Origin of the sequence: Thioalkalivibrio sp. ALE10, from assembly GCF_000381385.1 — a bacterium.
Lineage (GTDB): Bacteria > Pseudomonadota > Gammaproteobacteria > Ectothiorhodospirales > Ectothiorhodospiraceae > Thioalkalivibrio.
Window position 1 is genome coordinate 148,658 of sequence record NZ_KB906451.1, and the last position, 14,375, is coordinate 163,032.

General features: G+C 62.3%; 10 protein-coding genes and 1 tRNA gene. 2 read left to right on the forward strand and 9 right to left on the reverse strand.

Going from position 1 to position 14,375, the window contains the following annotated elements:
• Positions 1 to 206 precede the first annotated feature (206 nt).
• The 9 genes from F788_RS0105135 to F788_RS0105175 form a co-directional block, all read right to left on the reverse strand.
• The gene (locus tag F788_RS0105135; RefSeq protein ID WP_231372025.1) at positions 207 to 1,463 is read right to left on the reverse strand and encodes an HlyD family type I secretion periplasmic adaptor subunit; all 1,257 of its coding nucleotides are present in this window, start codon (positions 1,461 to 1,463) and stop codon (positions 207 to 209) included.
• Complete coding sequence (locus F788_RS0105140; RefSeq protein ID WP_019589479.1) at positions 1,460 to 3,646, reverse strand: type I secretion system permease/ATPase; 2,187 nt, start codon at positions 3,644 to 3,646, stop codon at positions 1,460 to 1,462. Before F788_RS0105140 ends, F788_RS0105135 begins: the two co-directional genes overlap by 4 nt.
• Complete coding sequence (locus F788_RS0105145; protein ID WP_231372026.1) at positions 3,643 to 5,016, reverse strand: TolC family protein; 1,374 nt, start codon at positions 5,014 to 5,016, stop codon at positions 3,643 to 3,645. The genes F788_RS0105140 and F788_RS0105145 overlap by 4 nt, the downstream gene beginning before the upstream one ends.
• 39 nt (positions 5,017 to 5,055) lie before the next feature.
• Positions 5,056 to 7,365, reverse strand: coding sequence for an Ig-like domain-containing protein (locus tag F788_RS0105150; RefSeq protein WP_019589481.1), 2,310 nt, complete (start codon positions 7,363 to 7,365; stop codon positions 5,056 to 5,058).
• 3 nt (positions 7,366 to 7,368) lie between these two features.
• Positions 7,369 to 8,220, reverse strand: a complete 852-nt coding sequence (locus F788_RS0105155) for an OmpA family protein (RefSeq protein ID WP_019589482.1) — start codon at positions 8,218 to 8,220, stop codon at positions 7,369 to 7,371.
• A gap of 82 nt (positions 8,221 to 8,302) precedes the next feature.
• A complete protein-coding gene (locus tag F788_RS0105160; protein WP_019589483.1) occupies positions 8,303 to 9,640 on the reverse strand; it encodes an EAL domain-containing response regulator in 1,338 nt (445 codons plus the stop codon).
• Between the two features lie 83 nt (positions 9,641 to 9,723).
• Positions 9,724 to 10,641: a hypothetical protein gene (locus F788_RS0105165; protein ID WP_019589484.1), complete on the reverse strand. Its 918-nt coding sequence runs from the start codon at positions 10,639 to 10,641 to the stop codon at positions 9,724 to 9,726.
• A gap of 70 nt (positions 10,642 to 10,711) precedes the next feature.
• A complete protein-coding gene (locus tag F788_RS0105170; RefSeq protein WP_019589485.1) occupies positions 10,712 to 12,340 on the reverse strand; it encodes an OmpP1/FadL family transporter in 1,629 nt (542 codons plus the stop codon).
• 425 nt (positions 12,341 to 12,765) lie between these two features.
• Positions 12,766 to 12,841: transfer RNA gene (locus F788_RS0105175), tRNA-Ala, on the reverse strand.
• Positions 12,842 to 13,078: 237 nt separating this feature from the next.
• Here F788_RS0105175 and F788_RS0105180 point away from each other — a divergent pair.
• Together F788_RS0105180 and F788_RS0105185 are read left to right on the forward strand one after the other, a co-directional pair.
• Entirely contained in the window at positions 13,079 to 13,855 is a 777-nt protein-coding gene (locus tag F788_RS0105180) for an MBL fold metallo-hydrolase (RefSeq protein ID WP_019589486.1), read from the forward strand.
• A 65-nt stretch (positions 13,856 to 13,920) separates the two neighbouring features.
• Positions 13,921 to 14,346 carry a glutathione S-transferase N-terminal domain-containing protein gene (locus F788_RS0105185; protein ID WP_018870434.1) on the forward strand — a complete coding sequence of 142 codons (426 nt, stop codon included), beginning with the start codon at positions 13,921 to 13,923 and terminating at the stop codon, positions 14,344 to 14,346.
• The last annotated feature ends 29 nt before the right edge of the window (positions 14,347 to 14,375 follow it).

Below are 14,375 nucleotides of genomic sequence, written 5' to 3' on the forward strand. Positions count from 1 at the left end.
CCAGAAGTTCACTCACCAGATCGAGCACCGGCTGGGCCAGACCCAGGACAGTACCAAGCAGACCATCAATGACATCCATGATTTCGCTCCTTTACATGGGTTTCTTGGAAACCTCCCGGATTCACACCGAAAGGCAGTCTCACCATATCCACACCACGGGATCCGGTCACCCCTACTTTATTAAGGGGCGACAAGAATGGCGCGCATTATCGCTCGCTCAACGCATCGCCGGCACGGTTAAACGGCTTCAGGAGATATTCAAGAATCGTTCGTTCGCCCGTCTCGATATCCACGCGGGCAATCATCCCGGTCGCGACTGCCACTGACCGACCCGCATCCGTCTCGAGGGAGGTATCCTCCAGTTCAAGAGAGACGCGATAATAGATTTCTTCCGGGTTCACCTCGTCGCGGAAGGTATCCGGCGAGATATCCGTGACAATCCCCTGGAGTTTCCCGTAGCGCGAAGCATCGTAAGCGGTGATCTCCACCTGCGCTTTCTGTCCGGGGTGCACGTGTGCGATGTCACGCGGGGAGATCCTCGCTTCGATGATGAGGTCCTCGTCCTGGGGCACGATTTCCATGATCTTTCCATTAGGCGAGACCACCCCACCCAGGGTCTGGAGCTCGAGGTTCTGCACCCGGCCTTGAACGGGGGAACGCAGGACCAGGCGTTCCAGGGCGTCCTCATGCCCTCTTAACGCCGAGCGGAGAGCTTCTACTTCAGTACGCGTCTCGGCGAGTTCTTCACGCGCACGCACCCGGAAATCGTCCTCCAGCTCCTCTTTCTGCTGTCGCAACTCCGCCATGGAACGCCGCTGCTGCAGCAGTTCGACCCGCGAGGCGGCCCCGGCGTCCACGAGCTCGGCCGTGATCGACCGTTCCTGCTCCACAAGATCGATCGCGGTCTCGATGTTTCGCAGGCTGCGTTCGAAACCCTCCCGGCGACTGTCGAACAGAGCGCGCTCCGGTGCGGTAACATCGGGTGCGGATTCCAGCACGTCCGGAAAATCGATTTCGCGCGCCCCGGTGACCTCGGCTTCCAGGCGGCTCTTTCGGGCGAGCGCTCCAAGATAGCGCGCTTCCACCTCTTCTTTCTCCGCCCGCGTCTGTACCGGATCAAGGGCCGCCAGTTTCTGGCCCACGTCGACGGAATCGCCCCGCCGGACGTAGAGCTCGCGCAATATTCCGCCTTCCATCGACTGAATCACCTGCGACCCGGATTGCGGGACGACCGTACCCTGCCCGGTCGAAACCTGGGTCACCTCCGCAAAGTAGGCCCAGACGCCGAACGCTGCAAACAGAAGGGACGCTAGCGACACCAGGCGGACGGCTGTCGGCGCCCGCCCTTCCTCACCGGGGAAATGGACCGGTTGGGACGACACCGTGCCCCTTGGCGTAGGGCGTCCGTGCCACCACCGTCGCACGGCCTGCCCAAAATCCTCCCGCCATGTGCCCGCCTTCATCCCTGCGCCTCGTCCCGGGCCGCCACATCGTTCCCCTGGCGCAACTTCGCGAGTACGCGGTCGCGTTCGTCGTCCGCAACGACGCGCCCCGCGTCGATAACGATGACACGATCGACCAGGTTGAGCACGTTCCGGCGGTGGCTGGCCACGACCAGCGTATTGCCCGGCGGCAAATGCGCCAGATCGCCGATCACTGCAGCTTCCGCCCGATCGTCCATGCCAGTGGTCGGCTCATCCAGCAACAGCACCGAAGGACGCCGCAGAAGAACCCGGGCCAGTACAATCGCCTGACGCTGTCCACCGGACAGCCCCGCACCCCCCTCGCTCACCATGTAGTCCAGCCCGTCCGGTACCCGCTTCAGCAAGTCGCGAGCGCCGATCCGTCCCAGCACCCGAAGAATCTCATCATCGGTGGCGCCGGGCGCGCCCAGCGTCAGGTTTTCTCTGAGCGAACCATGGAACAACCGGGCGCTCTGACTGACCAGACCCACATCCCGGCGCACATCGGCCGGATCCAGATGGGCCAGATGCACGCCATCGAGCATGACTTCGCCCTCGGCGGCATCAAGCAGACCGGCGAGTCCCTGCAGCAATGTGGACTTCCCTGCCCCGCTGCGCCCGATCACGGCAACCCGTTCGCCCGGCTGAATCTCCAGGCGCCCGATCGTCAGTGCCGGACGTGGATCCTCACGTGAATAGATGAGCTTGGTCCGCTCCAGCTGGTAATGTCCACGCAGCAGGGAGCGATGGACCCGACGCTCACCCTCGGGATAATCCACGGACCGGCGCATGACGCCATCCAGTCCCTTCAGCGCCACCCGTGCCTGCTGCCAGCGATTGAGGACCTGGTTGATCTGTGCCATGGGAACCAGCATCCGCGACGCCAGGATGGAGGCAGCGACCAGCGCCCCGGTTGTCAGATCGCCGCTCATCACCATCGGCGCCCCGAACAGGATCACCACCGCAAACGAGCCGGTCTGTACCGTCTGCCCCCAGGCGGTGAGCGAATTGGTCAGCAGGCGCTGGCGGAGATTCACCTCGGTGGTGACCGCGTTGTAATGGTTCCACTGGTTCTGAAACCGCGGCTCGGCCTGCAGCGTCTTGATGTCATCTCCCCCCTGGATCGACTCGACCAGCATGCCGTTGCGCCGCGACGCCTCGCGCATGGCCTCGTTGGCCAGACGGCTCAGACGCCCCTGCAGCAAAAGCCCCGGCAGAACCAGCGCGACGAGGGCCAGCGCCGGCACCAGCACCAGACTGCCGGCGATGTACCAGAAAACCACCAGAAACAGAAGAAAAAACGGCATGTCCGCCAGCACGGACACCGTTGTTGAGGTCATGAAGTCGCGCACCCGCTCGAGCTCGCGCAATTGCGCGATGAAACTCCCGGTCGAGCGCGGACGCTCCGAATTACGGATCCTCAGGGCATGCCCGAATACCCGGTCCGAAATGCGGACATCCGCATCTTTGCCCAGCACGTCGATGATCCGCAGGCGCGCCACCCGCATCGCGAACTCGAACAGGAGCGCCAGCACTACACCACCGAACAGCACATACAGCGTCGGGAACGACTCCGCCGGAATCACCCGGTCATAAACCTGCATCGCGAACACCAGGCCGGCCAGCGCCAGCACGTTCGCCAGCAGCGACGCCACGAAGACATGGCCATAGGGCCGCAGATCGCGAAAGACGATGCCCCGAAACCAGTCCTGCCGATAGGGCTTGATGTATTCGTCGATCCGTGAGTCTGCCTGATTTCGCAGGGGCCGCACCACGAAAACACGCCGTACCTCCGCCTGCAGCGCCTCCGTCACCAGCGCGCTGCGCACATCGCCTTCACCTGCCCAGGCCACCTGCCACGCGCTACTGTCGTGGGTTATTCCATCGACGACCCCCACATCACCGCCTTCGAGTTCCACCAGGAGCGGCAACTTCCAGGCATCGAGCCTGTCGAGCACCCGTCGATCCGGAGATTCCGCCAATTCCAGACCCATCTGCCGTGCGAGTGCCGCCAGCTGGCTGGCGTCGGGCTCCGCATCTCCGGCCCATGCAACCAGCGATCTCGCATGTTCCTCGGAAAACGGACACTCGTAGTAGCGCGCCACATGCAGCAGGGCCTCCAGCCACTCTTCCAGACCCTGAGCGGTCGCGGACGCCCCCGCGTCGCGCGCCGTGCCCTTCATTCCTGCGCCCCCAGACCCAGCAGAGCGCTCAGCCTTCCGCCCTGCTCCAGACACCGCACGGCATGCAGGCGCCGGTCATGACGTGCATCCACCAGATCGAAGCGCGCCTGGAAATAATCCTGTTCCGCGCTCAGCAGGTCCAGCAGCGTCCGCGTTCCGGCACCCACATATTGCGTTTCATACAACCCGCGGAGATCGTCCAGCGACTCCAGCCGCCGTTCCAGACCCTCGATCCGGGTCTCCAGATCGTCCAGCCGCGTAGCGGCTTCATCCACTGTTCGTGCCGACGCCGCCCTCAGCGATTCACGCCGCGCCGCGGCCGAATCCCTGCCCAGCTCGGCTGCTCGCTCACGCGCGCGGTTCCTGCCGCCACGGAATACATCGGCGGTGACATTTAACAGAACCGTGGATTCACTCTGATTCGGGAGATCGCTGTCGAAGAAATAATCACTCTGGAAATCCACCGACACCGTCGGCCAGCGAGCGGCCCGTTCACGCTCGCGCAGCGCCCTGGCCTCTTCCTGTCGTGCTGCCGCGACCTTCAGACTCGGTGCCGCGTCAAGCCCCTCCCGGTCGATACCCCTGCAACTCGCGGCCCAGTCGTCCGGAAAGGCGTCGTCGATCCGCATCCCCGACGCCACATCAACGTATTCATGCAGCTCTCGCCGGGCACTCTCCCGGTCCGCCCGAACATCGGCCAGCACCAGGCGGGCCTGTTCCGTCCGTGCTTCGACCGCACGGGTATCGGCACGTGCAGCCGCACCGAGATCCGAGCGCCGCTGGGCAAGCTCACCGATTCGTTCCATGGACTCGATCTGCTCGCGGGCAATCGCTTCCATGGCCTGATAACGCTGCATATCGATCATGGCCTGAAGCGCACTACTCGCGACCTCCTCCCGCGTCGCGTGCAGTTCCCCCCTCGCGCGGGTCACCCCGGCACGGGCCCTCTCGATGTCACTGCTCACTTCGCCGAAATCATACAGTCGCTGCGAGGCGTTCACGCTCGCTACATCGACATTGCGCCCGAGCGAACTCTGGTATTCGGAACGGGTGCTGGCGGTCACCTGTGGCCAGCGCCGGGAGCGTGCCACCGTGACCTCTTCGCGCTCACGCTCCATGTCGATCCGCGCTCGCCGCACGTCCGGGTGTTGGTCCACGGCCTCCCGCGCGAGTGCCGGCAACTGCGTGGCCCCTTGCGCACGGCGGACCTCGCCAGGGGGGCCAGTTTCGCTGGATGCCGAAGAACCCGGGGCCGCTACCGCATCGGCGCCCGCCGCCCCATCCGTCTGTCCCATCACCAACGACGCCGGTACCAGAAACAGTACCAACGCAATTCCCGTCTTTTTCAATGCTCCCCCCTTTTCGGGCACAACCGAACCCTGCCGCCACAACCCGGACGGAGCGGGCCCTTACGTCACATAGAAGCCGACTTCCATGTCGATTCGGCCCTCGTCAATATCTCCCGTGTCGGGATCTTCCACCCGGTATTCAAACTCGTCGGTCTCGCCGATGTTGCCGGCCTCTTCCTCCGCCACATACTCGAGGCTCCCGTCTTCTTCCACGGTCAGGGTGCCGAACTCACCCTCCAGTTCGACCGACCCATCATCGAGCTCCTCGAAATCGCCGTCCCCCGCCAAGCGGACGCCCACCAGCAGACCTTCAAACTCGGGGTCGCCACGCACATCGACCATGGATGCGAGATCACCTTCAAACGATTCAACTCCATCGACCTCACCGTCGGACGGGTCCAGCTCGTCCGGGTCAACGGTCAGAAGTTCGATGTTCTCCAGGGCCACATCCCCGCTGAGAAGCTCCACGCCTCCCTGGCGGCGCAGTTCCAGCTCATACTCCCCGGACTCCAACCCGGCCTCGGCGACGTCCTCGTCCGTTCCCAATAGGCCAAGGAGATCCAGCCCCAGCAGCCCGGTGTCTTCCTCCAGTGTTCCGAGCGTTTCGAATTCCTCGTCGGAATCCTCACGATAGGAAAGTTCAATTTCGAAGCCCTGATCCAGCAGCGACAGGACCGAACCGGAGGACGCTTCGAACTGAAGCGCACCCACATCCCCATCCTCAATCGCGAACCTCAGTGAATCGCTGTCTTCGACACCGATACCCAGCAAGCCCCCCTCCAGCACCAGATCGTCCAGTTCCTCGACCTCAAACTGATCCTCCAGACCCGTCACCTCGACTTCCGAGACGCCTCCCAGATCCCGAGCAAAGATCGAGTCCACGGCGACGTCCACAGGGTCCGAAGTAAACCCGTCTTCGGACAGCGCCCGGACCGCCCCCTCGTAACCGAGGATCTCCTCATCGTCGACATCTTCGAAGTCGTCTTCTTCAAAGGCCCACGTACCGCTCTCCACCTCCGAAGTCAGCAGCACCTCTCCGTCATCAGCCAGCAGTTCCACTTCCGTAGCAAGCGGCCCCGCTTCGCCCGCGATGGAAATGCTGTTCTTCGGGGTGACCTCGGGCTCTTGCGGCGTATCCGAAAATTCAACCTCGGTCGGTTCGGACTCGTTCCCGGCGTCATCCGTCGCCGTCACCTCGCCCTCGAAACCGGCCGGATCCCCGTCCGGAAAACCCCCGGCCGGGATCGACCACTTACCGTCAGCATTCGTCTCGGTGGTGGCGACCTCCTGGCCTTCGTCGTCCGTCAGCGTAATCGTGGCCCCCGCTTTCGCGGTCCCCGACAGACCATCGGCATTCGCCTCGTCCACCACCGGCGCGTCCGGGGCCTGGCCATCGATCGGGCCCACCTCGGTCGGGTCGGACTCATTGCCGGCGTCATCCGTCGCCGTCACCTCGCCCTCGAAACCGTCCGGATCCCCGTCCGGAAAATCCTCGGCCGGGATCGACCATTCACCATCGGCATCGGTCTCGGTGGTGGCGACTTCCTCGCCTTCGTCGTCCGTCAGCGTGATCGTGGTCCCCGCCTCCGCGGTCCCCGACACACCATTGGCATTCGCCTCGTCCACCTCCGGCGCGTCCGGGGCCTGGCCATCGATCGGGCCCACCTCGGTCGGGTCGGACTCATTGCCGGCGTCATCCGTCGCCGTCACCTCGCCCTCGAAACCGTCCGGATCCCCGTCCGGAAAATCCTCGGCCGGGATCGACCATTCACCATCGGCATCGGTCTCGGTGGTGGCGACTTCCTCGCCTTCGTCGTCCGTCAGCGTGATCGTGGTCCCCGCCTCCGCGGTCCCCGACACACCATTGGCATTCGCCTCGTCCACCTCCGGCGCATCGGGGCCTGGATCTTCTTCGTCATCATCACCATCATCCGACGAACCTGAGGAAGACGAACCTGCCGCTGCCGCTGCCAGGCCCCCCGCCCCCACAGCCCCGGCCACGAGCCCCAGGCCGCTCACCCCCGAACTCTCGGCGGCCACCAGCTGGCCAACCTCGGAGATCTCGGTAAAGGCGAACGACTCCCACGGTTCCTCGTACTGCCCCCACCACAGCACTCCGCTCGAATCTTCCAGCACGAGTTCGTTGCGGAGTTCACCGCTCCCGCCGAAAAACCCCTCGATCACGAGTTCCTCGCCCGACTGCAGGGTGATGACCAGATCCATCCCCTGCTGATCGAATGCGGCGACCTCTTCCGGCCCAACCGGCAGCTGCACCACCTGGTTTTCACCGACCGTCAGCTCCCCAAGCGCCACCTCGCGACTTTCTCCCGACGCCTTGTCCACCAGCTGGACCTGCATGTTCTCCGCCATCCTTTATCCCTCCTGATCCTGATTGCCGCGGTCGATGATCTCGATTTCCACGCGCCGATTAGGCTCGAGACACTCCCGGGTCTCCGTCGCATGCTCGGGCCCACGGCAGAAAACCAGCGGTCGTGTTTCACCCCGCCCTTCGGCGACCATTACGTCGGGATCGATACCCTGCTCGATCAATTCCTGCCTCACGCTTTCGGCACGCCTCTGGGAAAGTTCCCGGTTGTACTCGGCATCGCCAATACGGTCCGCGTGCCCCACGAGCGTGATCCGAGGATCCGAATATTCGCGGTCGATTTCCTCCGCGACATCTCCGATCCGATCACGACCTTCCGGGGTTAGACGATCGTCATCAAAACCGAAGACCACATCCGCCGAAAGCGTCAGGATCTCCAGCTCGGGAATCTCCGGGGGAGCGGTCAGTCCCTCATAAAGTCGCTCGCACAGAAATCGACGCCATTCCCCCGTGTCGACTCGATCCCATCCATCAAAACTGACTCGGTACTGACACACGAGAACGTCGTCCCCCGTCGCAAAGGGAATCTCGAAGTTGTAAAACCAGTGGGCCTCGCCACGATGACGCTTGAATTCGTCCGGCGTTCCGAGTTTTTCCAGCACTTCTCCCTGTTCCATGCCTGCGGACACTGAATCCAGGGTCACCCGATCAACCGCTCGTCCGACCCGGGCGAAGTCTTCATCCAGCTCGATCAACGGTGTCTCCACGTCCGGATAGCCGGCGTCATCCGCGACTACCGGGGAAGTGCCGACTGCGGCCAGAACGGCCGCAAGAAACAGGGCCGGTCCGGCCGTGTTGCGAACCCCCGGTGCATGCTCTTCATTCTTTGCTGCGTTCATTCGGACGTACTCGCTCGCTGGAGGCCGAAATTTTCCTGTGACGCTACCATCCTCCATAACCACAAGAACCAGTCTTTACCGACTATGACTCCCGTATACCTGCCCGATCCGAGCCGGCGTCACCTTCGTCCAGCAAGCCGCGGAGAAACTCTCGCTCCTCATCCGTCAGGATCCGGCCTTGCCGGTCCTCCCGTGACGACGACCAGCCCCGCCCCGAACACCCTCGGGAAAGATCCAGCTCAGCGAACCGGTCAGTCCCGAGCTCTTCCGGCCACAACGGCTCGGAGATGTAAAAACCCTGCGCGATACCGAAACCGCACTCGCAGGCCACGTCCATCAGCTCCTCTCTGGAAACACCCTCGATCACGGTTTCCAGCCCCTCGTCTCTTCCCAGGGCTGCCAGGCGACACAGAAACCGACGCCCGCCGCGACGCTGGACCGCCTGCTCGAGAAACCAGCGATCGACCTTGACTTCCGTTAATGGAAAGCGAACCAGCCGGTCCAGGTTTGCGGTCCCGGCCCCGAAGTCGTCCAGCGACAGTCCGAAGCCAGCGATCCTGGCCTGAGTCAGTACCCTGCGATGAACGGGTTCCACTTCCAGCTCACGTTCGGTGATCTCGAGCAGAACCTGATTCGGGCGCACCGAATTCTGTCTACAGGCCGTGAGCAGTTGCCTCAGAAGGTCCCCGTGTCCGAGCAGGTCCAGCGACAGATTGATGCTCAGGGTCATCGGGGCTACGTCACGGGACGAACTCTGAAGCGCCCCGAAGCGCGCAATGGCCATATCGCTAATCTGGGCAAAAATGGGCCAGGCGTAACGCGAATCTTCCAGAGCCCAGAGGAACGCACCGGGCCGGACAACCTCTCCGTCATGCATACGGATCCGTGCCAGCGCCTCGACACCCTTGACCCGCCCGTCCAGCAACGAAGCCTGCGGCTGGAATGCCACTGCAAAAAGGCGATCCGCCAGCGCATCCTCGATTTCAGACCCATCAAGGACGGCCCGCCCCCCTCCACGGCCGGTCTCCCTCACCGAGTCCCAACCGTCCTCCAGCAGGCGCCCCAGCTCATCCAGAACCAACGGCTTCGCCAGATGCCCGAGCACCGGTACACCGGCATCTCGGGCTACCCCTTCCGCTGACTCGCGGATCGACAGGTCAAGGCCCGAGATGAAGACCACCTTCGGACGCCGCTCTTCCCTTTCCGCCCAATATGCAATCGCCGCGATACCGTCTTCTTCACCTACCTGCAGATCCACCAGACACAAATCGAAGGACTCGGACAGATACTTCCGCCTCAGCGACGCCAGGTCATGCGAGATCACGACTGAAGCACCCAGGGCACCCAGATATTCCCCAAGCTCATCCGCAAACTCGGGGTCATCTTCAAGTATCAGTGTATGGACACCGCTCAACGTCATCCTCAACCATCCTTACGCCAGCACAAAAAAGGGGGGATGGCCCGGCCATCCCCCCTCTCGAGAAAGTCGGAACTGAATTCCGGTCACGGACCAGCGGCGATCTCTTCCAGAACCTCTTCGAGCACCCCCGGCGAACTCCTCAACTGGAAAAAACTGTTCGACCCCAGCATCCCCAGATCCGGCCAGTGAAGCGCCATCCTAAACCGCATGTGCAACGCCTCAACCTCACCATCGTTAACCAGAATTTCGTAGGGTAGATAAGCCGTATGCCGGCGATCTCCTACGTCAATCGTATCAAGCTTGTGCCGATCGCCTGCCTCTTCCGGGGCACCGGCTGAAGCATCAACCGCTACGCCATACAAAGTGACACCCGGACGATCTAGGTCCAGCCGGTAAACTTCCGAGACGCCATTGCCCTCCTGCGCCAGTGTCGCCTCGATCGCCGCCCTGGCCGTCTCGGCATCGTCATGACTTGCCAGCTCATATGGATCATCGAAGCGCTCCATGCCCACCATGTAGCGATAGCCACGCAGATCCGAAGCGGTCATCCCATCCTCTGAGCCAAATCCTCCAGTATTGCCGAGTACACTAGCGAGCTCTTCGCGCACCCCGACGAGATCCTCCTCCACTTCATAGGCGTGGCGGAAATATTCCAGATTGTTATAGGCGACCTGGACCTCGCCCCCCACGTCTGTGACCGCGACCCGAACCGGCGCGAGGTAGGCCGACCTTGCCGCATCGTTTGCCACTTGCGTCAGCTCCGGGTGCGACACGACGAACACATGGCGCCCGTCGTCCACTGCGTACTGGCCCAGCATCTCGAATGGACCCTCTCGCAATTTTGCGGCGACTTCCTCTACTACCGCTCCGTGTTCCTTCGTCGCAACCGAGTCCGCCAGCACAAAGGGTCTCAGCTCGTCGCTCTTGGCGCCCCCCGCCGCTGCCAGCAGGCCTGTCGCCAGTAGACACCCAACGATCTTGTTCGCTCTTTCGAATTGCATCGGCCTTCCTCCAGTGGTTATCTGCTTCTATGTCGGCGACTTCTTGCCGCTCTCTTTCTTTACCCTTCAATCAGAAACGGTACCCAAGTCCGACCTCGACTTCATATTGCTCCATTTCGATTTCTACATCCTGCTGCTCGAAAAACGCATGATCCCCCTTGACCGATTTCCTGGGCGCATACATGGCGGCAAAACTGATCTCCATATCCTCACTCAACTGCCGCGTCGCACCCAGCGTATAGTGTTCCGTCATCACACCAGGGGCGAGGATATTGAAGGTCACTTCGTCCTCAGGTATCGGATTGTCGCCCCGGTTATATCCGGCGCGTAGAGACCATCCATCAAAGCCGTCGTACTGCGCACCGACCTTGTAAACATTGATATCCTCCCAGCCAAACCCGGGGCCATCGGAAGATCCGAGTCGGTTTCCGTCTTCCGTCAAATTGGTGACTGAATTAGAAATGGAGTCGACGTCCGAATAATTGATCCGCTGGTAATCCGCGGCAACAGTGAGATTCCTAGTCACATCAACCGCGATTCCTGCACCCCAGCTCGAAGGAATATCAAAGTCGCCCTGCTCCGCGAAAAGCCCTTCATAATCATCAAACCCATCGTGTGCCTGACGGCTCTGATAGGATGCGCCAAGAGTGATGTGATCCGCGACGTCGGCCTGGAGGCCCACCTTCACTCCATAACCGAAGCTGTCGTCATATCCCTGGTCGGTCAGCTTGTCGGGACTCTCGCTCAAGGGTTTGAACTCGGACAGGCCGAACGCCTCGAAGCGCTGGTAACTGAGGATCGGACTTACGCCGGCGCGAACCTGACCATCGCCACCGAATGACGTCGCGAAGGTTGGCATGACCATCAGCTGCATCAGATCCACGCCGGCCGCCCCGTCACAGAAGGGGCCACTCTGGCTCCCGACCTCCGAACCCAGAGGCCCCTGACAACCTTCTTCATTGTCGAAGCCCGGATAATTCGTATTCAGGCCACCGTTACCCACAACGGTCACGCCCCAGGAACTGCGGTCGTTGATTTGACGCACGAAGGCAAATGACGGTATGAAAAAATTCTTTTCCCGTGACTCGATCCGTTCCCCGTTTGTATTCAGTGGAACCAGGGTATCCTGGACAAGGGACAGAAAGACGGTGTCTCCCAATTTCGCAGCATCGAGAGCAACATCGTCGTCAATGGCACCAATGATTGTGTCATTCAAGTCGTTCAACGGTTCTTCGGAACTCTCATCAGGATCGAGTATTGAGTCCACGACTCCCTGGAGATCATCGACGATATTGTCGACCGTACCGCCACTTCCGAGGAGATTGTCCACCGTAGTATCCAGCTGATCGGCCAGCTCTTCGAAAGTGTCTTCGACGGTTTCGGTGAGATCGACATCGAGGTCATCGAGGGTCAGATCGCCCACCTCGAGACCATCGCCAGTCACCTTGTAGGATCGCTCGGGCCGGAAGTAGGCAAGCGCACCATCGACCCTCGATTCCATGCCGGCGATACCGGCAGGGTTGGTTGCCGGAGCGAAGGAGTCATGTGACATGGCCATCCCGACCCCGCCCATCCCCTTGTTCTGGGTACCGAAGCCATGAGCAAAATAACCATTTGTCGCGTGGCTCTGCGGAATTGTGAGGGACAATGCTGTAACCGAAAGGGTGGCCGCCGCGCGGGCGAGCGTACGCTGCTTCATGACTCTCTCCTCTGGTTTGCGCGCATCTGCGCCGAGATACTGATCCTTTATTTTTCTCAACAGCGAGCTGTTCGCTCTTCAATGGATCGGCAGCGATAGTAGTGTGCAGAGAAGGCTTAAGACACTAGGCGGTTACAGCTAGTCGTTTGGTATTAGTTCGGATATTCTAATATAACCAATTCTTAATTCAGAGAGCCCAATGATAGCGACGGACCGTTTCAACGAGTCGCTCGATTCGGACGCCCCGGCGGGGCGGGAGGGTCCGGGGGAAACAGAGGTACTGCTAATATGCGCCGGCAGGAAGGCGGACAGGGGAGAGAAATTCCCTCCAAGGTAGCGGACCTGGATCAGATTGTTGCGCACCCATACCCGCACACAAAAAGGCCCCGCCGGTTACGACCGACGGGGCCTTTTTGCGAGGTGTTTGGTGGAGCGGAGGAGGATCGAACTCCCGACCTTCGCGTTGCGAACGCGACGCTCTCCCAGCTGAGCTACCGCCCCTCGAGATGCTGCGCATTCTAGCAGGGACCCGAGCCCACGGGAACCCCGGCGACCATCCGGGTGCTCCCGGGACCGGGTCGCATTTCGGCAACGCGTGCCGCAATCCGTGCGCCGTTTCGCGTGCGGCAGGACAGGCAGCCGCCTAGAATGAGATCCCTGATCGAGTCATTTGCCACAGCTCATGAACGCGCATCTTCCCTTGATGACTGGCCCCATACCCCTTCGCCGGAGCCCGGAATGAGCCTCTCCGTGCGTATCCTGGGCGCCAGCGGCGGCATCGGGCCGGGCCGCCGCACCACTTCCATCCTGATCGACCGGGACATCCTGATCGACGCCGGCAGCGGCGTGGGCGATCTCGAGCTCGAGGAACTGCAGGCGATTCGCCACGTCTTCCTGACGCACTCGCACCTCGACCACGTGGCATTCCTGCCACTGCTGATCGACACGGTATTCCGGGTGGATGCCCCGCCGGTCACGGTGCACGCCCTGCCGGAGACCCTGGAAGCCCTGCAGCGCCACATCTTCAACTGGGTGATCTGGCCCGATTTCACTGCCCTGCCCTCGCCCGAGCAACCGGCGCTGCGCTTTCGCCCGCTGGGTGCCGGCGAGCAGATGGACATCGACGGACGCTCCGTCACGGCCCTTCCCGCGATGCACACCGTCCCGGCGGTAGGGTATTCGGTGAGCCGGCCGGATGCCGGGGCCTTTGCGTTCAGCGGCGACACCACTTCGACCCGCGGTCTGTGGCAGACCCTGAATGCCCTGCCCCGCCTCGATCTGCTGATGATCGAAACCGGGCTGCCGGACGAGATGGATCATCTCGCCGGTGCCACCCGCCACTACACCCCGCTGCAGCTGGCGCGCGATCTCGACCATCTGCGGCATCGCCCGCGTATCGCGGTGACCCACCTCAAGCCGGGCTACGAACAGACCATCCGTGAACAGCTGGCCGCGCGCAACAATGGCGACATGATCGTTCTCGACGGCGACGAGCACTTCGAGCTGGCCGGCTGACCCTGGCCACCGAGCGCCGCTGCGTCCGGATTGGTCGCAAACCGGAGCTGTGGCATCCTTGGCGGATGCGACCCCTGATCCGACTCTTTTTCCGCGGCGTGCGCCTGGTTCTCACGCCCTTCATGCTCGTGGGCGAGAAGGTGACCCGCCCGCGCGGAATCCAGCGTGACCCCGAAGAACAGGCACGGGTGGACGAACAGACCCGCGCCCTCGCGCTCTACCACTTCCCCGCCTGTCCGTTCTGCATCAAGGCGCGCCGTGCCATGCAGCGCCTGTCACTGGACATCGAACTGCGCAATGCCCAGCCGGCCGGCGAACACCGCGAGACCCTGCAGACGGAAGGCGGCAAGCTGCAGGTCCCCTGCCTGCGGATCGAGGAAGGAGACGGCAGCGTGCGCTGGCTGTACGAGTCGGGCGCGATCATCGACTACCTCGAGTCGCGCTTTGATCCGGACCGGGCCGGAGCCGACCGCAATACCGAGGGCTCCTGAACCCGCAAATGACAGGGGGCGGCACGTGG